General features: G+C 44.3%; 17 protein-coding genes. 10 read left to right on the top strand and 7 right to left on the bottom strand.

What is annotated here, in order from left to right; translation table 11 throughout:
* The first annotated feature begins 93 nt into the window (after nucleotides 1–93).
* The 4 genes from gcvP (at nucleotide 94) to ACYVNW_RS16845 (ending at nucleotide 4400) form a co-directional block, all read left to right on the top strand.
* Entirely contained in the window at nucleotides 94–3003 is a 2910-nt protein-coding gene (gene gcvP / locus ACYVNW_RS16860) for an aminomethyl-transferring glycine dehydrogenase (RefSeq protein WP_460681088.1), read from the top strand.
* Nucleotides 3004–3077: 74 nt separating this feature from the next.
* A complete protein-coding gene (locus tag ACYVNW_RS16855) occupies nucleotides 3078–3389 on the top strand; it encodes an antibiotic biosynthesis monooxygenase family protein (RefSeq protein WP_460681087.1) in 312 nt (103 codons plus the stop codon).
* Between the two features lie 90 nt (nucleotides 3390–3479).
* Nucleotides 3480–3815, top strand: coding sequence for a hypothetical protein (locus ACYVNW_RS16850; RefSeq protein WP_460681086.1), 336 nt, complete (start codon nucleotides 3480–3482; stop codon nucleotides 3813–3815).
* Nucleotides 3816–3983: 168 nt separating this feature from the next.
* Complete coding sequence (locus tag ACYVNW_RS16845) at nucleotides 3984–4400, top strand: response regulator (protein WP_460681085.1); 417 nt, start codon at nucleotides 3984–3986, stop codon at nucleotides 4398–4400.
* Here the strand turns inward: ACYVNW_RS16845 and ACYVNW_RS16840 are convergent.
* Nucleotides 4397–5170, bottom strand: coding sequence for an MBL fold metallo-hydrolase (locus tag ACYVNW_RS16840; RefSeq protein ID WP_460681084.1), 774 nt, complete (start codon nucleotides 5168–5170; stop codon nucleotides 4397–4399). The two genes, ACYVNW_RS16845 and ACYVNW_RS16840, sit on opposite strands and share 4 nt — an antisense overlap.
* A gap of 179 nt (nucleotides 5171–5349) precedes the next feature.
* On the opposite strand from ACYVNW_RS16840, the gene recJ reads away from it, so the two are divergent.
* The 3 genes from recJ to ACYVNW_RS16825 all read left to right on the top strand — a co-directional run bounded on the left by recJ (nucleotide 5350) and on the right by ACYVNW_RS16825 (nucleotide 9430).
* On the top strand, nucleotides 5350–7053 hold the full coding sequence (gene recJ, locus ACYVNW_RS16835; RefSeq protein WP_460681083.1) for a single-stranded-DNA-specific exonuclease RecJ: 1704 nt from the start codon (nucleotides 5350–5352) through the stop codon (nucleotides 7051–7053).
* A 100-nt stretch (nucleotides 7054–7153) separates the two neighbouring features.
* Entirely contained in the window at nucleotides 7154–7891 is a 738-nt protein-coding gene (lptB, locus tag ACYVNW_RS16830; RefSeq protein WP_460681082.1) for an LPS export ABC transporter ATP-binding protein, read from the top strand.
* Between the two features lie 15 nt (nucleotides 7892–7906).
* Complete coding sequence (locus ACYVNW_RS16825) at nucleotides 7907–9430, top strand: GH3 auxin-responsive promoter family protein (protein ID WP_460681081.1); 1524 nt, start codon at nucleotides 7907–7909, stop codon at nucleotides 9428–9430.
* A gap of 128 nt (nucleotides 9431–9558) precedes the next feature.
* On the opposite strand, the gene ACYVNW_RS16820 is transcribed toward ACYVNW_RS16825, so the two are convergent.
* Genes ACYVNW_RS16820 through ACYVNW_RS16810 form a run of 3 tightly spaced genes read right to left on the bottom strand, consistent with a single transcriptional unit; the run spans nucleotide 9559 to nucleotide 14759 of the window.
* Nucleotides 9559–12690, bottom strand: a complete 3132-nt coding sequence (locus ACYVNW_RS16820) for a PAS domain S-box protein (RefSeq protein ID WP_460681080.1) — start codon at nucleotides 12688–12690, stop codon at nucleotides 9559–9561.
* 16 nt (nucleotides 12691–12706) lie between these two features.
* A complete protein-coding gene (locus ACYVNW_RS16815) occupies nucleotides 12707–13978 on the bottom strand; it encodes a serine hydroxymethyltransferase (protein WP_460681079.1) in 1272 nt (423 codons plus the stop codon).
* 31 nt (nucleotides 13979–14009) lie between these two features.
* Nucleotides 14010–14759 (bottom strand): segregation and condensation protein A, encoded by a 750-nt coding sequence (locus tag ACYVNW_RS16810; RefSeq protein WP_460681078.1) that lies wholly within the window; start codon nucleotides 14757–14759, stop codon nucleotides 14010–14012.
* 826 nt (nucleotides 14760–15585) lie between these two features.
* On the opposite strand from ACYVNW_RS16810, the gene dxs reads away from it, so the two are divergent.
* The 3 genes from dxs (at nucleotide 15586) to ACYVNW_RS16795 (ending at nucleotide 19459) form a co-directional block, all read left to right on the top strand.
* Entirely contained in the window at nucleotides 15586–17514 is a 1929-nt protein-coding gene (gene dxs, locus ACYVNW_RS16805) for a 1-deoxy-D-xylulose-5-phosphate synthase (RefSeq protein WP_460681077.1), read from the top strand.
* 81 nt (nucleotides 17515–17595) lie between these two features.
* Entirely contained in the window at nucleotides 17596–18816 is a 1221-nt protein-coding gene (locus ACYVNW_RS16800; RefSeq protein ID WP_460681076.1) for an erythromycin esterase family protein, read from the top strand.
* Nucleotides 18817–19069: 253 nt separating this feature from the next.
* A complete protein-coding gene (locus tag ACYVNW_RS16795) occupies nucleotides 19070–19459 on the top strand; it encodes a hypothetical protein (protein ID WP_460681075.1) in 390 nt (129 codons plus the stop codon).
* 110 nt (nucleotides 19460–19569) lie between these two features.
* On the opposite strand, the gene ACYVNW_RS16790 is transcribed toward ACYVNW_RS16795, so the two are convergent.
* The 3 genes from ACYVNW_RS16790 to rfbA form a co-directional block, all read right to left on the bottom strand.
* On the bottom strand, nucleotides 19570–21192 hold the full coding sequence (locus tag ACYVNW_RS16790) for a gliding motility protein RemB (protein WP_460681074.1): 1623 nt from the start codon (nucleotides 21190–21192) through the stop codon (nucleotides 19570–19572).
* A 19-nt stretch (nucleotides 21193–21211) separates the two neighbouring features.
* Nucleotides 21212–22348: a GDP-mannose 4,6-dehydratase gene (gmd, locus tag ACYVNW_RS16785; RefSeq protein WP_460681073.1), complete on the bottom strand. Its 1137-nt coding sequence runs from the start codon at nucleotides 22346–22348 to the stop codon at nucleotides 21212–21214.
* 78 nt (nucleotides 22349–22426) lie between these two features.
* Complete coding sequence (gene rfbA, locus ACYVNW_RS16780) at nucleotides 22427–23296, bottom strand: glucose-1-phosphate thymidylyltransferase RfbA (protein WP_460681072.1); 870 nt, start codon at nucleotides 23294–23296, stop codon at nucleotides 22427–22429.
* Between the last annotated feature and the right edge of the window lie 56 nt (nucleotides 23297–23352).

Raw genomic sequence — 23352 nt, 5'->3', positions numbered from 1 at the left:
GATGTAAATGCTTTGTCACTATTCAGTTAAGCATTGTTACTCCGCCCCCAAAACCTTACCTTTGCAGCAAAAAAATTGAGGGCTTTTCGTTCTATGAAACTGAATGTTGATTACCAGGAGAAATTTCAATCAAGGCACATTGCACCTAACGCGGCTGATACCGCAAAAATGCTGAGTACCATTGGTGTGAGCTCTATTGATGAGCTGATTGACCAAACAGTGCCTGCCAAAATCCGGTTGAAAAATCCGTTAAACTTACCTGCTGCCAAAAGCGAATTTGATTACCTGAACGATTTGAAGCAAACCGCTTCAAAAAACAAGGTATTTAAATCGTACATCGGCCAGGGTTACTATGATGTGATTGTTCCGGGCGTCATTCAGCGCAATATTTTAGAAAACCCGGGATGGTATACACAATATACCCCTTACCAGGCTGAGATTGCGCAGGGCCGTTTACAGGCTTTGTTAAATTTCCAAACCATGGTAATTGATTTAACCGGGATGGAGATTGCCAACGCTTCTTTGTTAGACGAAGGTACAGCCGCTGCCGAGGCAATGTTTATGCAATACAGCCTGCGCAAAAATCAAAAGGCTAACATATTCTTTGTATCAGAAGAGGTATTTCCGCAAACCATTGATATTTTAAAAACCCGCTCACAGCCTTATGGCATTGAGTTGCAGATAGGCGACCACCGTACGGCAGAGTTAACCGAAAATATGTTCGGTGCCATCATTCAATATCCAGCCGGGAATGGTGAAGTTTTTGATTATAAAGAATTTGCCACCCAGGCACATGCCAAAAACATCAAACTAACGGTAGTAGCCGACCTGATGAGCCTGGTATTGCTCACTCCTCCGGGCGAGTGGGGTGCCGATATTGTGGTAGGCACCAGCCAGCGCTTTGGTGTACCTATGGGCTTTGGCGGGCCGCATGCCGCCTTCTTTGCTACCAAAGAAGAATATAAGCGCTCTATGCCTGGCCGCATCATTGGTGTAACGGTAGACAGCGCGAATAATTATGCACTGCGTATGGCCCTTCAAACCCGCGAGCAGCACATCCGCCGCGATAAAGCTACTTCTAACATTTGTACAGCCCAAGCTCTGCTGGCTATTATGGCGGGTATGTATGGTGTATACCATGGCCCTAAAGGATTGAAGCTGATTGCTGAGCGCATACACGGCTTAACCATATTGCTGGCGCAAAGCTTACAGCAATTGGGTTATGAGCAATTGAATACTGCTTATTTTGATACCTTAAAATTCGAGTTGGGCGATTTAGTTCAGCCTATACACTCCGAAGCTTTAAATAACGAAGTAAACCTTCATTATAAAGGCTCTGTAGTTACCATTTCTGTTGACGAAACTACTGAAGTAAAGGATATTCAAACACTGGTTCGTTTTTTTGCCAAAGTAAAAGGCAAAACTTTAAACGATGTAGGTTTTGATGAGCTTAAAGCTAATGTAGAAACTGTAATTCCGGCCGAACTGCAGCGCCAATCGGCTTACTTAACGCATCCTATATTTAACTCGCATCACTCAGAGCATGAGATGCTGCGTTATATTAAATCAGTAGAGGCAAAAGATTTATCACTTTGCCACAGCATGATTGCCTTGGGTTCATGCACTATGAAACTTAACGCCACTACCGAAATGGTACCGGTAACCTGGCCCGAGTTCAGCAAAATGCACCCTTTTGCACCGGTTGATCAAACTGGCGGCTACATGCAGCTGTTCGACGAGCTGAATAAATGGCTGAGCGAGATCACCGGCTTTGCCGCCATGAGCCTGCAGCCTAATGCCGGTGCCCAAGGCGAGTACGCCGGCCTGATGGTGATCCGCGCTTACCACCAAGACCGTGGCGACAAGCACCGTAATGTAGCATTAATCCCGGCTTCAGCACATGGCACTAACCCTGCTTCGGCAGCCATGGCAGGCATGAAAATTATTGTGGTGAAATGTGACGACAACGGCAATATTGATGTAAGTGATTTAAGAGCCAAAGCAGAGCAGTACAGCAACGAATTGAGCTGCCTGATGGTCACCTACCCTTCAACCCACGGTGTATTCGAAGAATCGATCATCGAAATCTGCGAAATCATCCACCAGCACGGTGGCCAGGTATATATGGATGGTGCTAACATGAACGCCCAGGTAGGCTTAACCAGCCCGGCCAATATAGGCGCTGATGTTTGCCACCTCAACTTGCATAAAACCTTCTGTATTCCTCACGGTGGCGGTGGCCCCGGCATGGGCCCTATCGGCGTTGCCAAGCACCTGGTGCCTTACCTGCCAGGCCATGCTGTGGTAGATATTGATCAGGGCAAATCGATCCACGCTGTATCGGCAGCGCCTTGGGGCTCGGCTTCTATTCTGGTCATCTCTCATGCTTATATTGCCATGATGGGTGCCAATGGCTTAACCGATGCTACCAAATACGCTATCCTGAATGCCAATTATATCAAAACCCGTTTAGAGCAACACTATCCGGTATTATATGCTGGTGCTAATGGTCGTTGCGCACACGAGATGATTTTGGATTGCCGTGCTTTCAAAAACTTTGGGATTGAAGTAACAGATATTGCCAAGCGTTTAATGGATTATGGCTTCCATGCACCAACCGTATCTTTCCCGGTAGCAGGCACGGTGATGGTAGAGCCTACCGAATCGGAACCTAAGCACGAGTTAGACCGTTTCTGCGATGCGATGATTGCTATTCGTCATGAAATTGAGGATGTGCAAAACGGCTTGTTGGACAAAGCAGATAATCCGCTGAAAAATGCACCGCATACTGCTGCTGTAATTACCGGCAACGAGTGGGAACATAGCTACACCCGCCAAAAAGCAGCCTTCCCGCTGCCTTATGTAGCGGCCTACAAATTCTGGCCATCGGTAGGTCGGGTAAATGATACCTATGGCGACCGCACCCTGATTTGCAGCTGCCCTCCGCTAACCGATTACGAGTTTGAAGAAAGCGAAGTAACCACGCCCGAATACGGCACCTGAAAATAAACAACCGAAACTGTCTTTAGTCACCTAAAGGCAGTTTCGGTTTATAACCATATTTATTAAATTTCAGCATGATTGCCAATACTCCCCAACCACCTTATTATGCAGTAATTTTCACTTCAATACGCACCTGTACAGATGAAGGCTATAGCGATATGGTAACTGAAATGGTGCGCCTTGCACAACAGCAGGAAGGTTTTCTGGGTGTAGAATCGGCACGTAACGAAACCGGAATTACCGTATCTTATTGGGCTTCGCCTGAGGCTATCAGTAACTGGAAAGCTAATGCCCAACATCTGTTAGCGCAACAATACGGTAAAGAGAAATGGTATACTCAATATAAGGTAAGGATTTGCAGGGTGGAGCGCGATTACAAATTCTAAAACTTAGTTCAACAATTTAATGTTGAGTAGATAGCTGGTATACTGTGGCTATTACTTTCTTATATCAATTTCACTAACCTTTAAATCGCTATGACACCGATATATATTAAAGTGGATAGTTTACCATTGAAGATTGTTCCCGATGTAAAGATGATGATGGACAGTCACCCTATTCTGACTTATAAATATTACCTGTTCAGGGATGTCGAAGCTATCGCGGAAATCACGGAAGCAGAACGGTTAATGAACCAACAACTTACAGCCGAAAACGGCAACTACTTTGGCTACATTATTTTTGATAAACCGGGGCAGATATTTACCTACACCTCTAACGAGAAGCATGAATTACTGACTGAGGAAGTTGAGCAGATTATTGAACAGCTTACTTATTACCGCGACCACCCTGAGCTATGGAAAGAGAATTAAATTGATTTAGCAACTATCATCTGTTAAAAGTCACATTCAACGGCCTGCATAGCCAATATGCAACTAAAAATTGCAGGGGTAAATAATTTTGCTTTACATTACATTATAATTCATTTAAAACTATTTGGAGTAAAAACTATTTAGTTTTTATTTCCGTATACAAGAGATATGACGTTCAACAGGCCTGTAAGTGTTTTATTAGTAGATGACGACGAAATCAACAATTTTATTTCGATTAAACTAATCAGGAAAGTATTAAATAACGCAGAAATAATGGCCTGCTTAAATGGCAAGTTTGCCATAGACCAGTTGATGAACCTACAGGAAACTGAGCCTGATAAGCTTCCGGATTACATCTTACTGGATATTAATATGCCTATTATGAACGGGTGGGAGTTCTTGGAAATGTATAACCGCCTTAACATTGATCCTGCCCGAAAAAGTAAAATCTACATCATATCATCTTCCGTGTTCAGTAATGATATCAACAAAGCCAAATCTTACCCATTGGTAAAAGACTTCATTTCTAAACCACTGAATGTAGAAAAGATAAGGGAACTATTTGAAATGGAAAAATCGGCCTAAGCCGGTATTACTTTAAAAGTTTCATGCTCATGCTGCACGGTGCCAATAGGGACTGCCTTGGCATGATAAAATAAACAGATCCATCCTTCACTTGCAGCTTTAGCACCATACCCTTCGCGCAGGTGCATGGCTTTGCGCCCGTCAAAATCATATTTAGCTGCAAACTTACGCTGCAATTGTTCCGGTTCGGGCAGTTCATCGCCTCCGAAGAAAACCTGCTTCCCTTCCAGGCTGATTAAAAACACCTGATGAAACTCAGTGTGCCCGCCCGATAGTTCATAATCAATTCCCGGCTGTACCGTACCTGATCCTTCTACCAGTTGCAGGTTAATATTGTGTTTTATTAAAGCTTCAAAAATAGGTTTGCGATAAGATGATGATGCACCGGCCAGCGCTTTATCCCATTCACCTTTTTGTATTACATGTTTAGCCTGCGGAAAGCTGGGCTGCAACGCTCCGTTTACTTCAGTCACCATCCCGCCCGAGTGATCATAATGCAGGTGCGACATCAGTACCAGTGTTACCTCCTCAGGCTCAAATCCGGCATTGCGGATGTGCTGATGGATTAACAATTCATCACGGGTATCTCTATAACCCAGGCCGGTATCCAATACAATCAGGTCTGTAGCCGTTTGTATTAAAAAAGGATTTACATGAATAAAAAGCGAGCCTGGCCTGTCGGTAAACTTATCGGTTTGGGGGTTAAAAGGAACAAACTTTTTTGAAGCATCTACAGAATAAGATCCTTCACTCAATGCAAAAATTTCCATAATCAGATGATACGGCGCAAGCGTACGTATTGTACCTTTGCTGCCTTATTTAATACAAACAGGTACGCGGTTTGTGCCGGTAAAGATAGCGAAACTGTACATTGCCAATAATAAAAGTAATGTCACAAACCATATTGCACTTTATACCGCTAAACCATAAATTGCCTAACTGAAGCAGCATGAACAAAAGGTGGTCTATAAAACAACAGCCGGAGCGCAGCCGTGTAATAGAGCTGGCTACAGCATTAAGCATAGACCCGGTGCTAAGCACCATCTTACTGCAACGCGGTGTTAATGATTTTGAAGAAGCCCGCTACTATTTTAAGCCTGATATCCGTCACCTTCACGACCCTTTTTTGATGAGCGACATGGAGCAGGCTGTACTGCGTATTGAAACGGCGATTGCAGCGGGCGAAAGAATATTAATATATGGTGATTACGATGTAGACGGCACCACTGCTGTTGCCTTAGTGTATAGCTTTTTCAAAAAGCTATACGACCAGATTTCATATTACATTCCTGACCGTCACCTGGAAGGTTATGGCATTTCTACACAAGGTATTGATTACGCAGCCGAGCATGGCTACTCGTTAATTATTGCTTTGGATTGCGGCATCAAATCTATTGACAAGGTGGAATATGCTACTCAGAAAAACATTGATTTTATTATAGCCGATCACCACTTGCCCGGAGAAATTTTACCTGCTGCTGTAGCAGTGCTGGACCCCAAGCGCAAAGACTGCCCTTATCCTTACAAAGAATTATCAGGCTGCGGTCTAGGCTTTAAACTTATTCAGGCTTATTCCGAAAAAAACAATATTCCTTTTGATGACTACAGTTGTTACCTGGAACTGGTAGCTATCAGTATTGCCTGCGATATTGTGCATATTACCGGCGAAAACCGGGTGTTGGCACATTTCGGCCTGCAACAATTAAATAACGATGCCTGCCATGGCGTACAGGCACTGATGGAAGTGGCCGGCAAAACCGGCAATTACAGCATTGGTGATATTGTGTTTCTGATTGGCCCGCGCATTAATGCAGCCGGCCGCATTGGCGATGCCAAGCAAGCGGTAGAGCTGCTGCTTTCTTCATCGCTGGAGGAAGCGCGAGACACAGGTTCACTCATCAACATCAAAAATGTGGAACGCAAAGGGCACGATATGAGCATTACCGATGAGGCCCTGAGCATGATTGAGAGCAGTGAGGATATGCTCAGCCGTAAATCAACCGTGGTGTTTAATGAAGGCTGGCATAAAGGTGTAATTGGCATCGTAGCCTCACGTTTAACCGAAAAATATTACCGCCCTACGGTAGTACTTACCCGTTCTAACGGCCATGTAGCAGGCTCTGCACGCTCGGTTCTGGGTTTCGATTTGTATGAGGCCCTGAGTGATTGCAGCGATTTGCTCTTACAATATGGTGGGCACAAATATGCAGCCGGCCTCACCATGAAGCCCGAAAAAGTGGAAGCCTTTATGCAACGCTTTGAAGAAGTTGTAAGCAACAATATTACCACTGAACAACTCATCCAGGAAATACAGATTGATGCTGAACTGGATTTGCACCAGGTAGATGCCCGCTTTTTCAGATTATTGAATCGTTTTGCACCTTTCGGGCCGGAAAACATGTCGCCCGTTTTTTTGAGCCGTGGCGTACAGGTATGCGGCCGGGCAGGTTTAGCCGGCAGCAATCACCTCAAAATGGCAGTATCGCAGGATGGGTCGGCCATGTTTGACTGTATTGCTTTTAACCAGGCGGGTTGGTTACACGAAGTAAACCAAGGCAAACCCTTTGATATTTGCTACACCATTGAAGAAAACATCTGGCGCGATAAACGTTCTATACAATTAAACATTAAGGGAATACGTATTAGTGAATAGTGAGTTGAGGATAGTGAGCGGTTAAAACGGTATCAACATGTAATCTGTTATACTTATTACCTCAAGTTCAGCACTCACACCAACTCATAAACCAACAAAAATGAAGTTAAGGGCCGAAAACTTAGTAAAGAAATACAAGCAGCGTACGGTGGTGAACGATGTATCGTTCGAGGTGTCGCAGGGGGAAATTGTGGGTTTGCTGGGGCCAAATGGTGCCGGTAAAACAACTTCGTTTTACATGATAGTGGGTTTGATTAAACCTAACGAAGGCAATATTTATCTTGACGATGAGATTATCACTGCCGACCCTATGTATCGCCGTGCTCAAAAAGGCATTGGTTATCTGGCACAGGAAGCCTCAGTGTTCCGCAAACTTACTGTAGAAGATAACATAAAAGCCGTGCTGGAAATGGGACAGCTCAGCAAACAGCGCCAGGCGGAGAAGCTGGAAGAACTGATTGATGAATTTAGTTTGCACCGTGTACGTAAAAACCGGGGCGACCTGCTTTCGGGTGGTGAACGCCGCCGTACAGAGATTGCCCGGGCTTTAGCTGCCGAGCCTAATTTTATCTTGTTGGATGAACCTTTTGCCGGTGTAGACCCCATTGCAGTAGAAGAGATTCAAAGCATGGTAGCCAAACTCAAACACCGCAATATCGGCATCCTGATTACTGACCACAATGTACAGGAAACGCTATCCATTACTGACCGTGCCTATCTGTTATTCGAAGGAAAAATATTAGAATCGGGTGTGCCCGAAGTACTGGCCGATAATGAATTGGTGCGAAAAGTATATTTAGGCGCAAACTTTGTACTTAAACGCAAAACATTTGTGTAACATCAATTTCTGCTTATGACCATTATTAACTCCGTATTTAACTGGTTTATGAAAAAGCGCATTCACCAGATTGAGCTTTTCATGAAATACCCTGATGAGGTGCAGGAAGAATGGTTTGAGCACCTTATTAACTCGGCGCAGTATACGGAGTGGGGTAAAAAGCACCACTACAAAAGTATAGAAACACTGCATGATTTTAAGCAGCGTGTACCTATACAAAATTACGATACGCTAAAACCCTATATTGAGCGTATGCTGGCCGGCGAACCCAATATTCTGTGGCCTACAGAAGTAAAATGGTTTGCCAAATCATCGGGCACTACCAGTGATCGCAGCAAGTTTATACCGGTGAGTACCGAGGCGCTGGAAGAATGCCATATGAAAGGCGGCAAAGATATGCTGACCATTTACTGCAATAACCGGCCCGATGGACGGCTGTTTACGGGCAAAAGCCTAACGCTGGGTGGCAGCCATCAGGTGAGCCAGTTAAGTCCTGATACCTTCTTTGGCGATTTATCAGCCGTAATTATGAAAAACCTGCCGCTATGGGCGGAGTTTTACCGTACCCCTGACCTGGATATTGCCCTGCTGGAAAATTTTGAAGAAAAGATTGAGAAGATGGCCTATGCCACTAAGGATGTTAATGTTACCGGCATTAGCGGCGTACCTACCTGGAACATTGTACTTTTTAAAAAAATACTGGAGATTACGGGCAAGCGCAACTTGCTGGAGCTATGGCCAAACCTTGAACTGTACTTTCATGGCGCTGTTAATTTTACGCCCTACCGTGAGCAGTTTAAGCAGCTGATTCCTAAAGACGATATGTATTACCTGGAAACTTATAATGCTTCTGAAGGCTTTTTTGGCATTCAGGATCGTGAGGAACCAGGCGAAATGTTGCTGATGCTGGATTACGGTATTTTTTATGAGTTTTTACCGCTCGAAAACCTGGACGATGAATACCCAGAAACACTTACCCTTGACCAGGTAGAACTGAATAAAAGCTACGCACTTATTATTACCACCAATGCCGGCTTATGGCGGTACATGATTGGCGATACTGTACGTTTTACTTCATTGTCTCCGTACCGCATTCAAATTACCGGCCGCACCAAGCATTTTATCAATGCTTTTGGAGAAGAAGTAATTATTGACAATGCTGAACGCGCTTTGCAGGAGGCTTGCCACCAAACCGGTGCTATTGTACGTGATTACACCGCCGGCCCCATTTACTTTGCAGGCACCGAAGCCGGTGGCCATGAGTGGATTATTGAATTTGAAAAATCTCCGGCCGAATTTGAGCGCTTTGTAGATTTATTGGATGAAACGCTGCGAAAAGTTAATTCCGATTACGATGCCAAGCGCTTTAAAGACATGGCCCTCCGCCGCCCGCTGGTGCACAAAGCCCCTGAAGGTACTTTTTTCCGTTGGATGAAAGAGCGTGGTAAACTGGGTGGCCAGCATAAAGTGCCCCGCCTGGCTAATAACCGCGATTATGTGGAAGGCTTACTAAAAATACTGGAACCAGCAGTAAGATAGATAACTTTAATTTTTATTTAAAAAATAATATAACCTTATTAGAAACGCTCCCGTATACATACACAGGAGCGTTTAGTTAAAAATTAATATTTTTGCGGGAGTTATGCTGGAGGGCATACTCCCGTTTTTTATGCCTTTTGGTAACGGCTCAGTTTATCGTACAGCACCTTGGGGTCGAAAGGTTTCAGTACATAATCGTTCATACCGGCCTGGTGTATCTCATCCATCTGGTTGTGCAGCATCGAAGCTGTTAACGCAATTATAGGCACCTGCTGTAAATACACATCATTACGCAAGCGCAGCTCTTTAGCGGCCTCTAATCCGCCCATTACAGGCATATGTATATCCATCAATACCACATCGTAGTTACGGTTCTCATCCAGCTTATCAATAGCCTCCTGGCCGTTCTCAGCAAAATCGGCTGTAGCATTCCATTTTTTAAGCACTTTATTAATTAGCAGGCGGTTAATTTGATTATCGTCTACTACCAGCGCATGTAAGTTTAATACTGAATCCACTCTATTGATGCTTTGATGGTTGATGTTTTCGTCTTTCTTAAACAAAATATTAAAGTAGAAAACAGAGCCCTTGCCCAATTCGCTTTCTACCTGTATATGAGAATCATGCAATTCTACCAGTCGTTTGGTAATTGCCAAGCCTAAGCCTGTACCTCCGTATTTACGGGTAGTATCAGCGCTCGCTTGTTTGAATGATTCAAATATGGTATTTATTTTATCAGGCGCAATGCCAATGCCGGTATCTTTTACCGCAAAGTGCAGTTTTACCTCGCCTTCGGTTTGCTCTAATGCCTGCACTTCAATGGTAACACCACCTTTTTCAGTGAATTTTACCGAATTGCTTACAATATTCAGCAAAATTTGGGTAAGGCGGGTGCGGTCGCCTAATACAACCGGCGGCACCGCGGGATCAATTACCGATTTAATATAGATGTGCTTGTCATTCCCTTTAAACTGCATGGAATTGGTAACACTTTGCACCAGTTCCCTGATGTCTACCTTTACCTGTTCAAGCTCTACATGTCCGCTGTCAATTTTGGCAAAGTCGAGCACATCGTTAATCAGCATCATCAGGTTTTCGGCCGAGAATTTTAGAATGTTCAGGTTTTCTTTTTGAGACTCTGCCGGGTTATCTGCCAATAGTAAATGCGACATGCCAATAACTGCGTTCAAGGGCGTGCGTATTTCGTGACTCATCACCGAAATAAACATGTCTTTGGCGCGGCTCAACTGCAACGCTTCCTCACGGGCTGCAATCAAGTCCAACTCCGCTTTCTTTCGGGCCGAAATGTCAATTACTACCTCTATATACTTGCTTACCCGACCCTCGTTATCCAATATCACCGAGTTAATAATGGTCATCCATAAAGGCTGCCCGTCTTTACGGTATATCAACAGGTCAACTTCAAATGATTGTTTATTACGTGACAACTCGCGTGATTGCTCAATCAGTGCTGCGTCGGTAAGTTCACCTTTCAGTACGTCGCCTAAATGACGGCCGCGCACGGCAGTTAAATCATAGCCGGTAATGGTTTCAAAGGCACTGTTCACCCATTCTACATTGCCTTCGGCATCGTTAATTACCACACCGCTTACCGTGTTGCGGGCTACCAATGACAGCAAATTGAGTTGTTCTTCGGTTTGCTTGCGCTCTGTTACATCAACCAGCACTCCTACCTGCCGGTCAATTTGCCCTGCCTCATTTACCAGCGGACTGTTATTTACATGTGCCCAAATAGGCTTGCCATTACGATGATAGAGTTTGATTTCAACATCATAAGGCCGGCCTTCGGCAATCGCTTTACGTGCAGCATCAAATACCCTATAGTCGGTATCGGGCCCGGTAATTAACTTACCAAAAGCCTTGCCTTTCATTTCCTTCAAAGTGTAGCCCGTCATTTCTTCCAGGGCTTCATTCATCCAGAGCACGTTACTGTCGTTATCACGAATAAGAATTCCACTGGGTGATTTACGGGCGGCAAACGAAAGTGTTTCCAGCTCCTGCTCGGCATGTTTACGGGCAGTGATATCAATAATTACTTTGATATACTTACTGATATTCCCTTCGTGGTCTAAAACTGCAGAGTTAATCACCGATATCCAAGCCAGTTCATTATCCTTACGCCTAATGCGTAAATCAATTTCAAATGCTTTGTTGGATTTAATCAGTGACTGGGTTTTCTCTAAAATAGCTGCATCTTCATAATCGCCGCCTAATACCTCGGCCATTTGCCTGCCGGCTACATCAGTAAAATAATAACCTGTAATGTCAGCAAAAGCATCGTTGATCCAAACAATACGGTTGTTGGCATCGGTAATGGCTACACCGTTACTCACTTTGCTGGCCACCAGCGAAAGCTGTTCACGCTCGGCAGCCAATTGCTTTTGCTCGGTAATGTCGCGGCCGCTGGCATACCACTTATCATTTTTATAAATGCCTGTCCAGCTTAACCATTTTACCTCGCCGCTTGAAGTAGTGGTAGCGGTTTCCAATTCAAATGGTTGCTGGGTGGCTACAGCTTTCTCAATCAGCGGCACATATTGCTCACGATTGTGCCCGACAACAAAAGACCACAGGGAATGGCCGATGATTTTTTGAGGATGATACCCCAAAATATCGCATACCGCATTGTTGATGATTTCTATATTAGCATCAGCACCGGCTACAAAATGTATTTCAGAAGAATTATTAAACAGGTTAAAAAAGTCTTCGCGCTGCTTTAAACTTTTTTCCAGATCCCGCTTTTGCTTTCGCACCGCCAGGTGAGACATCACCTCACGGGCTAAGGTTTGCAGTGCATCCCGTTGCTCGGGACTGAGGTTTTTGGGCTTTTGATCAAAAACGCAAAGTGAGCCCAAGCGATAACCGTCGGGGTCAACCAGTGGGGCACTGGCATAAAACCGGATGCCGGCCTGGCCGGTTACCAGTTCATTATCCGCATAAAGTTTATTGAGCGTAGTATCTGCTACTTCTACCAGTATATCGTCTAAAATGGTGTATTTGCACATGGAATGTGCGCGCGGCACTTCCTCAACCGGTATGCCTACTTTAGATTTAAACCATTGGCGGTCATCATCAATAAACGTAATGAACGCCAATGGTACCTGGCAAATGTAAGATGCCAAACGCGTAATCGCATCGTACTCCTCCTCCGGAAAGGTATCCAATATTTCATAAGACCTAAGCGCAGCTAAGCGATCAGCCTCATTGTCGGGTATAGGATATGGAATACTACTGCTCACTGAATCTCTCTGCTCTTTATTTATACAACGGGAATTTTTCCGTTAAGGCATGTACATGTTTACGTACTTTCTTTAAAGAATGTTCGTCTTCAGGGTTGGTGAGTACATCATCAATTAAAGCAACAATTTGCTCCATTTGCTTTTCTTTCATGCCACGGGTAGTTACGGCTGCGGTACCTACACGTATGCCCGAGGTTACGAACGGTGACTTATCATCATACGGAACCATATTTTTATTTACGGTAATATCAGCATTCACCAACGCGTTTTCAGCCGCTTTGCCCGATATATTTTTATTACGCAGATCAATCAGCATTAGGTGGTTATCTGTTCCGCCCGAAATGATGTTATAACCTTTGTCAATAAATGCTTTAGCCATGGCTTGAGCATTCAGTTTTACCTGCACGGCGTATTTCATATAGCTATCGCTTAAGGCTTCGCCAAAAGCTACGGCTTTGGCAGCGATGATATGCTCCAGCGGACCACCCTGCGTACCAGGGAATACAGCAGCATCCAGCAGGGCCGACATCATTTTCACTTCGCCTTTAGGTGTTTTGAAACCCCATGGGTTTTCAAAATCTTTACCCAGTAAAATCATGCCGCCACGCGGGCCGCGCAGGGTTTTATGGGTAGTAGTAGTTACAATATGGCAGTGCGGCAGCGGATCAGTCAATAAACCGCGGGCAATTAGTCCGGCCGGGTGCGAGATATCGGCCAGTACCAAAGCGCCTACTTCATCGGCCACCTGGCGTATAAAAGCATAATCCCAATCGCGCGAATAAGCCGAAGCGCCACAAATGATCATTTTAGGGCGTTCGCGCAGGGCTACTTCTTTTAATTGTTCATAATTGATCAGGCCGGTATCCTGCTTTACCCCATAAAAAAATGGCTGATACAGTTTACCTGAAAAATTAACCGCTGAACCATGGGTTAAGTGCCCTCCATGCGATAAATCAAAACCCAATATTTTATCTCCCGGTTGCAGGCAAGCCAGCATTACCGCGGCATTGGCCTGTGCACCTGAGTGCGGCTGCACGTTGGCCCACTCGGCATTAAACAATTGCTTGGCGCGCTCAATGGCAATTACCTCAATTTCGTCTACAATCTGGCAGCCGCCGTAGTAACGCTTGCCGGGTAAACCCTCGGCGTATTTGTTGGTTGCTACCGAGCCGGAAGCCTCCATTACCTGCTTGCTGGCAAAGTTTTCAGAAGCAATCAGTTCCAGGCCTTCTTCCTGGCGCTGCTGTTCCTCCTCCAATAACTTAAAAATCAGTTTGTCTTTTTTCATAATGTCAATTACGGCGCTAAGGTAGGTAAAATCAGGGTGTTGGCTTGGCCATTACCCAAAAATTATTGTACCCTAAACCTACTTGTATTTCTATTAGCTGCTGTTGCAGCATTTCTAATAAAGCTAAAAAATTATATACAAAATGCACTTTGTTTTCTGAGCTTTTGGCAATGGCACTAAAATCCAGCCGACTGTTGATTTCCAGCAGCTGACTTACCATTTTTTTTTGCTCCTCGATGGTATAAGGATATTGAACTACGGTATGGGTAACCGTTTGGCTGCGGCTTTGGTACTTTTTCATTAGCCGCTCATACACCAGCATCAGGCGGTACAAGGTGAGTTCTGATAATTCTTCGCCCGGCACTGCCACCTGTTCCACCTGTTGCAAATCGGCTGTGATATTTCCGCGCCGCTCCTGCTTCAGCCGCTCCTCCTCGAAAGGCCTTAGCTCTTCGCACAGCAGCTTGAACTTTTTGTACTCAATCAGCCGGCGTACCAGTTCCTCTTTGGTATCAGCCTCGTTTTCCGGGTTTTCGGCATCATAGCGGGGCAGCAGCATTTTGGCTTTAATACGCATAAGCGTAGCGGCAACCAAGATAAATTCGCTGGCCAGTTCAATGTTCAAGCTGCTCATCTGGCGAATGTAGCCCAGAAAGTCATCGGTAATGCGGGCAATCGGGATATCATGAATATCCAGCTCATCCCGTTCGATAAAGAACAGTAGAAGGTCAAACGGCCCCTCAAATTGCGGCAGCCTGATTTCGAATTGCGCATCCGACATGATAATTCAAATTTAAGGGTTTTGAATGGTAATTGCTGCGTTTTTGCGCTATCTAAGTTATGTGGTGGAAACTATGTATAGGTTACTTGAGTGTTTCATGAGGCTAAAGTTGGTTGATTATGAAAGGCAGTGGATGTTACTTTTCTTTGAGGTGTGCAGTGAGTGGGCTGCCTATAGTGGTGGCCGAAAAAGCCAAGGCCACAGGTTGAGGGTATTGATGTGCAGTGGTGGCAGTGGTCTAAATCAGAATTTACAGGATTTAAGAATGAACAGAATGCGCTATGCCTTTTCTATTATCCCCCACGTCATTGCGAGGTACGAAGCAATCTCTATGCACCTTGTCTTAGTCGGGCGTTGAAAGATTGCTTCGTACCTCGCAATGACGTGATGGTGATGCGTGTGATATCAGTTGAGTTGTTTCTTGATTCTTGGCTCTTTGCTCTTGACTCTCATTTCCCCGTCAGCCCCTCAGCTTTGGGCGAAAGGCGGGCAGCACATGGTGGCCTTGTGCGCAAGGGAGAGGCCTTTTAGTGCTTGCACTGATACTCATTAAAGTACAAGCCGCACATACGCAAACACTAAACAGCCTGTGGTGCTGACCGCCTTTGCAGGGCAGGCCTCGTGCGGCAAAAAGCCCAATGGGGCTGTACTTGATTTTTTGTTACTTTTTGATCAAGCAAAAAGTAAACTGCCAATCATAACAGCACAAACTCAAACCAGCGAATAGCAGCAGTACTTCAAACAATTATTCCCCCTAACTTGTCATTACATATACCAACAAAAATTCCTTACTTTGTAAGTTAATTTTACTCATTAGTTTACATCCATGCAAGTACCCGCCGGCGACCTGTTGCAACGTATCAATTCACCTGCTGATTTAAGGCAGCTGAAGGAAGAAGAACTGGAAGAAGTTTGCCGCGAGTTACGACAGTATATTATTGATGTGGTATCAGTAAACGGTGGCCATTTCGCCGCCAGTTTGGGTGTGGTAGAGTTAACCGTGGCACTGCATTATGTGCTGAATACCCCTTACGACCAATTGGTGTGGGATGTAGGCCACCAAGCTTACGGCCATAAAATACTCACCGGCCGGCGCGACCAGTTTCATACCAACCGCCTGCTGGATGGATTGAGCGGTTTCCCTAAGCGTTCGGAAAGTGTGTATGATACTTTTGGTGTGGGCCACTCTTCTACTTCTATATCTGCCGCTTTGGGCATGGCAGTAGCCTCACATTACAAAGGTGAGGATGACCGCCAGCATGTAGCCGTTATAGGTGATGGCGCCATGACGGCTGGGATGGCTTTCGAGGCACTCAACCATGCCGGCATCGAAAACACCAACCTGCTGGTGATTTTGAATGATAACAATATGGCCATTGACCCTAATGTAGGGGCGCTGAAAGAATATTTAACAGATATTACCATCTCTAAATCGTACAACCGTTTCAGGGATGATATTGCTTACGTGCTCAACAAGTTATCAGCCGTAGGGCCTGATGCATTTAAGATTGCCAAGAAAATTGAGAAAAGCATCAAAGGTACACTACTCAAACAAAGCAACTTTTTCGAAGCACTTAAATTCAGATACTTTGGGCCGATTGACGGCCATGATGTAAAGCACCTGGCTAAAGTGCTGCGCGATTTGCGCGATATACCCGGCCCCAAGTTATTGCACTGTATTACCGTAAAAGGCAAAGGTTACGCCCTGGCCGAGAAAGATCAAACTAAATGGCATGCGCCGGGCCTGTTTGATAAAATTACCGGCGAGATCAAAAAGACAGTTTACGAAAAGCCGCAGCCGCCTAAATACCAGGATGTATTTGGCCACAGTATTATTGAACTGGCTGAGCAGAACTCTAAAATTATGGGCATTACACCGGCTATGCCTTCCGGCTGCTCTCTGAACTTAATGATGAAGGCCATGCCTAACCGCGCTTTTGATGTGGGTATTGCCGAGCAGCATGCGGTTACTTTTTCTGCGGGCTTGGCTACACAAGGCCTGGTACCATTCTGTAATATCTATTCCAGCTTTATGCAGCGGGCGTATGATCAGGTGATACATGATGTAGCTATTCAAAATTTAAACGTAGTATTTTGCCTTGACCGTGCCGGTTTTGCCGGTGCTGACGGCGCTACGCACCATGGCGCTTATGATTTGGCTTACATGCGTTGTATTCCTAACCTGGTGGTATCAGCCCCAATGAATGAGGAAGAGTTACGCAACCTGATGTATACTGCTCAATTGCCGGATGCGGGCCCGTTTGTGATACGCTACCCGCGTGGTAATGGTGTAATGGTAGACTGGCAACGTCCTTTTAAAGCCCTCACTATAGGCAAAGGCCGCAAAATTTGCGATGGCGAAGAAATAGCAGTACTTACTATTGGCGCTATTGGCAACGAAGCTGTAAAAGCAGTGAATGCGCTGAACCAGGAAGGTTACTACCCTGCTCATTATGACCTGCGCTTTGTTAAACCGCTTGATGATGATCTGCTGCGCGAAGTATTTACCAAATACAGCAAAGTCATAACTGTAGAAGATGGGTGCCTGGAAGGCGGCATGGGCAGCGCTGTTTTAGAATGGATGGCTGACCACAACTACAGCGCCGAAGTTGTGCGCTTGGGAATCCCTGACCTGGTGATTGAACAGGGTGAGCAGCCAGAACTATGGGCAGCTTGCGGCTACGATGCTCAAAGCATTGCTGCAAGAGTAAAAGCTTTTGGCATTAGTCAGCGTGCGCATATTATTGCTTCGTAAACCACTCATATTGTTAATTTTTGTTAAGTTATTGCATGCATAGCGCATGTTATCCATATTAGGCCCAACATAAGGCTTGGTATGCTTAAAAGTTTATTTACACTTTTATTTTGGGGTTGCTTTTTCGTTTGCAACGCCCAATCCAATTGGATTAAAGAAGTTACTGTTCCCATATCGGCGGACGTGGCCGGGCAGTTTACCAACCTTTCTGTCTTAAGAGAACCCTTAAAAGGGGTTACCGTAGTCTCATTGGGTGAGCAAACGCACTTTGATGGCGCTACCTTTGATGCCAAAGTACAGCTGATTAAATACCTGCATGAGCAATTAGGCTTCAATGTACTGGCCTTTGAAAGTGGTTTTTATGATTGCAGCAAAGCCTCACAACTTCTGGCTCAACATAAAACCGGTGGCATACTCAAAAAAGCAGTATTCGGTATTTGGGACAATGCCAGCCTTACTGATTTGGAAAACTACCTGCTTAGTACTTTAGCAACACCTCACCCGCTAAAAGTAACCGGGTTTGATTGCCAGTTTAGCGGGCAGTTGTCCAAGCAATATCTAGCAGAAGAACTTACTGCTTATCTGCAGAAAATTAACGCACAAAACATTTTACAAAATGCCAGCTGGCCTGCTTTTACTATCCTATTGCAACAACAAATTAAGTACTCAAATTTTTATAAGAAGCCTTCGCCAGCCGATACATTGACTTTAGCCTCCATGTGCAGGCGTATTATTAAAGCAGCAGGTAATTCAGCGCCCGCAATTCAAAGTGAAAGCCGGTACTGGCAAATGGTGTTGATGAACATAATCAATGATGCACACCACCGCTATGCAGATAAAAATCACCGCGATAGTGTAATGGCTGATAATGTATTTAACATAATCAATTTACAGTACCCCAATGAAAAAGTAATTTGTTGGAACGCTACTTCACACATCATTTACAACCCAACGCAGATTAAATACAAAGAATTTGCAGACTTCATTCCTATGGGCGATCGCCTGCATAAGAAACTTAATGAACAATTGTATACCATAGGTTTTACCAGCTATGAAGGCAAAGCAGGTTCTTTAATTACCCATAAACTTAAAAGACCTGCCCCTGATAGTTATGAATATATTGCCGGACAGGCACCTATTGATTACGCTTTTACTAATTTAAGGCAAGCACGAAAATTATTAGATAGTAATGAAACGATTACCTGCCGGATGCTGGGCAATGTGTTTATGCCTATGATATTACCCAAGGTAGCTGATGGGTTATTTTTCATCCGAAAAGCTTATCCTCCAAGAGCTAACTAAACACTTCAATTCTGTTCAAATTTAATTGTTGCATGCCTGCAAACTGCTTCACAGGGCTTATTAACCGCATTAAGTGTGATACACCAGGTAACATCTCAGGCTGCATTTACGTATACACATACAATTTAGCCGACGTTGGAACCGCTGGGATAGCTATTTAATGAGTTGCATTTATAAGCAATAACATTAATCCATTTCAAATAAAGCAAGTCAATTAATTAAATATTAATGATTTAGCGTTTTCTCAATTGATTTGACAGCAACAAGTGGTGTATATTTTGAATGTAAAATGAGTTGTGTAGAAGGAGATTTAATTTTAGATAAACAAAGGGTACAGGAAATCATCCGGCTTGCCCACCAGATGGTTTATCGCTATATGAGCTTAAATATTCCGTGTAGTAAGCTATTGTTTTATGCCCCAGTTTATTTCATAGATCAGCTTCATTTTTATCTTATTGATGATGAAATTGAAGGCATCGCCCGTAATGATGAGCATCTTACCCTTTGGGGAGTTGATTTGCAATTAGGCTATGAAAACACTTTGATTTTATTTTGCCCAAGCCATATCCCGTCAAATCAAAGTCCGGTGATAGAACTTAGCCGTTTCGGGCGAAACAATATGGCTGTGGTGAGTCGGCATTAAATGCAGCAATCACTTGTTACTATAATCACTTAAGCTGCTTTTAAACAAGATGACTATAAATAAAAAGAGCGCCCAATGAGCGCTCTTTTTATTTATATTACTAATTACTCTTAATGACTGCGGTAGCTGGCCAAATCCATATATAGGTTACGGAATGAGCTGCGCAGACCAAAAGTGATCATGGCTGTTTTATCATTAAAAGCCGCATTCTTCTCGCTGCGGATGATACCGCCTAACTCCAAACGTAAATTGTATTTAGGGTTAAGCAAATAAGCTACTTTGCCCTCTACATATACCATATTGGTAGTTAGGCCCTGCCCAATACGATTATCAAAAATTTTGGCAGGCAATGAGTATACCTGAAAGATATCTTTACCGTAGTTGAGGCCATTCTGATCTAAGCCGTAGCGGGCATAATCCACCTCGCCGCTAAAATCAAACCGCCGGTAAGTATAATTCAGCAGGCCCACCACTTCTCTGAAATTAGCCCCAAATGGATGGGCCAATGGCTCACCATCATTTGAATAATTGTTGATAGAAGTTTGTTCTGAGTAAGTATAAGGTTTGGCAGCATTGTACTCTATCAGGTAATTTAAGCTGCGTACCTTAAATAAATTAGCGCCGCGGAAACCAATTTGATAGGAGTATTTGTTGCGGTAACTGCCATTGCTGGAGAAGAAGTTTTTAGCTTCGAATTCATCCAGCCCAAACTGACCGTAAGCAGTAATACCATCAGTAATTTTGTACTTACCTGTGAAACCTAATAATGCGTTATCCGGCGAACCTACCGAAGCTTCTAAAGGGCGCAAAAACACAAAAGGGTTAACATAAGTAAATTCAAACCCACGCTTGTTACCCTGGTTATCTTTATCAGCCCAGGTTACGTTATCAAAAAAGCCTAAAGAGAGGCGGTTATTTACGTTCCAATCTAAGTAATGGAATACACCCCATTTTTTACGATAGCCATCTTGGTAAGAAAATCGCGGAGCACGGGGATCAACCATATAGTTCCACATGGCCATATATCTTACATTGCCTAAGGTACCGGTTAAGCGTAAAAACGGATAAGGCGAAGATACATCTGATAATAATATGGAGCGATAACCATCACCAATGAATGTTTTATCCTGCCCTAAAGTAATATTTAAATATTTTACCGGGGTGTAAGAAAGAATGGCTGTTACATAAGACCAGTCTTTGGTACGCTTGGTGGGGTTACGGTCATAAGCCTGACCACTTACAATACCCGTTTGATTTACATAAGTGGTATAGTATTCAGGAAATACTGCCTGGTTCTCAAACCCGCTGGTATAAAAGTAAAACTTGGATCCAATGGTACCCCCCACCTGATAACCACGGGTGTTGAGCCAAGTAGTACGTTTACCCGAAAAATCGCGGCCTACGGTAAGATCGGGCAGATAATCAACAAAAAAGGTGTATTCACCTTTTTGTTTAATATCAATTAAGTGCTCTTGAAAAAGTTTACGGTGAAACCAACTGCGGTGGCCGGTGCTGTCTACACCCATACCCATAAGTTGATTGTAATGTGCAACTACCGCAGTATCATCTACAAAAAACGGTTTCAATGCGGTATGCATCCGGGTTTGGGTAGAGTACAAATCGCTGTTCAGCTTTTGGTAAAACTGGTAAGAGTACGGCTGGTAGAGCGATTGTGCATAGCCGGCACCAACGCTTGCCAGCGCCAGTAAAATGAGTAAATAAATTTTTTTCATAGGGTTGTGTTAAAACTAACTATTCAAAATAGTTAAGTGTAGTAAAGCCGCCTTTTTGCAGGTAATCATCTTTTTGCATCAAGTGTAAATCGGCGCTCATCATATCGGCTATTAATGCCTGTAAATCGTATTTGGGTGTCCAGTTCAGCTTTTGATACGCTTTAGTGGCATCACCAATCAGCAATTCCACCTCGGTAGGACGGTAGTATTTAGGATCAATCCTTACCACGGTTTGGCCAAACTTTATGTTCTCGGCGTTGATGTTGAGTTCTTTTAAACGGTCGGCATCCACATCAATAATCACGCCCCGCTCCTGCTCGTCTTTACCACTAAATTCAATTTCGATGCCCAATTCGGCAAAAGCCAGGCGGATAAAGTCGCGCACGGTTGTGGTTACACCCGTAGCAATAACAAAATCTTCGGCAGTTTCCTGCTGCAGCATCAGCCACATGGCTTCTACATAATCTTTGGCATGGCCCCAATCGCGCTGTGCTGACAGGTTACCCATGTACATGCAATCCTGCAAGCCCAAAGCTATTTTGGCTGCCGCCCTGGTAATTTTTCTGGTTACGAAGGTTTCGCCCCTTACAGGGCTTTCGTGGTTGAACAGAATACCATTACAGGCATACATGTTGTATGCTTCGCGATAGTTAACAATAATCCAGTAACCATATAACTTAGCTACCGCATATGGCGAGCGCGGATAAAAAGGTGTAGTTTCTGATTGTGGCACGGCCTGCACCAAACCGTACAATTCGGAGGTTGAAGCCTGATAAATGCGGGTTTTTTGTGTTAAGCCCAAAATGCGTACAGCTTCCAGAATGCGCAGTGTACCAATACCATCGGCATTAGCAGTATACTCGGGCGTATCGAAGCTTACTTTTACGTGGCTTTGTGCAGCGAGATTGTAAATCTCGTCGGGTTGTATTTCCTGCACAATGCGGATGAGGTTGGTAGAATCTGTTAAATCGCCATAATGCAGTTTAAACTTTACATCCGGCTCATGCGGGTCATGGTACAAATGGTCAATACGGTCGGTATTGAACAATGATGAGCGGCGTTTAAGCCCGTGTACCTCATACCCTTTTTTCAACAAAAATTCAGCTAAATATGCGCCGTCCTGCCCTGTTATTCCTGTAATTAAAGCTTTCTTCATACTCACCTTGGTACTATTGCCAGATTGGGGCAAAGCTATCCATTATTTCCAAATACCTGACCTGCGTTTTACAGGGTTTTATATTTTTTGCTTTAACACTTTAAGTAAAAATGCGCCATAACCGCTTTTTACCAATGGTTCGGCAATAGCCTGCAGTTGATCTCTGTCGATAAAGCCCATACGGTAGGCAATTTCTTCTATACAGGCAATCTTGATGCCCTGGCGTTCCTCAATTACCTGCACAAACTGGCCGGCCTGCATTAATGATGCAAAAGTACCGGTATCCAACCAGGCTGTGCCCCGGCTCAAAATACCTACTTTCAGTTTACCTTTTTCTAAATAAGCTTTATTGATATCAGTAATCTCATATTCGCCGCGGGCCGATGGTTTGATGCTTTTGGCAATCTCTACCACCTCGTTATCATAAAAATACAAGCCTGGTACGGCATAGTCTGATTTTGGCTCATTAGGCTTTTCCTCAATCGAAATTACCTGTTTGTTCTCATCAAACTCTACCACGCCATAACGCTCAGGGTCTGATACCTGGTAGGCAAACACAATGCCTCCATCAGGCTGACTGCTTTCCTGCAAGAGGTGCGATAAGCCATCACCGTAAAAAATATTGTCGCCCAATACGAGCGCCACCTTATCGGTGCCAATAAAATCGGCGCCTATAACAAAGGCTTGCGCCAGCCCATCAGGTTTTTCCTGAACCGCATACTCAAAGCGGCAGCCAATGCGCGAGCCGTCACCCAACAGTTTCTGAAACTGCGGCATATCGTGCGGAGTAGAAATAATCAGAATTTCGCGGATACCGGCCAGCATCAATACCGATAATGGATAATAGATCATCGGCTTATCATACACCGGCATTAATTGCTTGCTTACCGCCAACGTGAGCGGGTGCAAACGGGTGCCGGAACCTCCGGCCAAGATAATTCCTTTCACAACAATAGAATTTTAGTGTGACTTTTTTGTTGAACGACACTAAAATAGGAAAAAGA

This window comes from Mucilaginibacter koreensis (genome assembly GCF_054783355.1).
This window is presented reverse-complemented; position numbering and strand designations above follow the sequence as displayed.

What these genes read in the sequence shown, in the direction of transcription:
- gmd (WP_460681073.1), bottom strand. Translation starts at nt 22,348, where the DNA reads ATGAAGAAAGCTTTAATTACAGGAATAACAGGGCAGGACGGCGCATAT.
- ACYVNW_RS16840 (WP_460681084.1), bottom strand. Translation starts at nt 5,170, where the DNA reads ATGGAAATTTTTGCATTGAGTGAAGGATCTTATTCTGTAGATGCTTCA.
- ACYVNW_RS16855 (WP_460681087.1), top strand. Translation starts at nt 3,078, where the DNA reads ATGATTGCCAATACTCCCCAACCACCTTATTATGCAGTAATTTTCACT.
- ACYVNW_RS16790 (WP_460681074.1), bottom strand. Translation starts at nt 21,192, where the DNA reads ATGAAAAAAATTTATTTACTCATTTTACTGGCGCTGGCAAGCGTTGGT.
- recJ (WP_460681083.1), top strand. Translation starts at nt 5,350, where the DNA reads ATGAACAAAAGGTGGTCTATAAAACAACAGCCGGAGCGCAGCCGTGTA.
- gcvP (WP_460681088.1), top strand. Translation starts at nt 94, where the DNA reads ATGAAACTGAATGTTGATTACCAGGAGAAATTTCAATCAAGGCACATT.
- dxs (WP_460681077.1), top strand. Translation starts at nt 15,586, where the DNA reads ATGCAAGTACCCGCCGGCGACCTGTTGCAACGTATCAATTCACCTGCT.
- ACYVNW_RS16800 (WP_460681076.1), top strand. Translation starts at nt 17,596, where the DNA reads ATGCTTAAAAGTTTATTTACACTTTTATTTTGGGGTTGCTTTTTCGTT.
- ACYVNW_RS16825 (WP_460681081.1), top strand. Translation starts at nt 7,907, where the DNA reads ATGACCATTATTAACTCCGTATTTAACTGGTTTATGAAAAAGCGCATT.
- ACYVNW_RS16850 (WP_460681086.1), top strand. Translation starts at nt 3,480, where the DNA reads ATGACACCGATATATATTAAAGTGGATAGTTTACCATTGAAGATTGTT.
- ACYVNW_RS16815 (WP_460681079.1), bottom strand. Translation starts at nt 13,978, where the DNA reads ATGAAAAAAGACAAACTGATTTTTAAGTTATTGGAGGAGGAACAGCAG.
- lptB (WP_460681082.1), top strand. Translation starts at nt 7,154, where the DNA reads ATGAAGTTAAGGGCCGAAAACTTAGTAAAGAAATACAAGCAGCGTACG.
- ACYVNW_RS16810 (WP_460681078.1), bottom strand. Translation starts at nt 14,759, where the DNA reads ATGTCGGATGCGCAATTCGAAATCAGGCTGCCGCAATTTGAGGGGCCG.
- ACYVNW_RS16845 (WP_460681085.1), top strand. Translation starts at nt 3,984, where the DNA reads ATGACGTTCAACAGGCCTGTAAGTGTTTTATTAGTAGATGACGACGAA.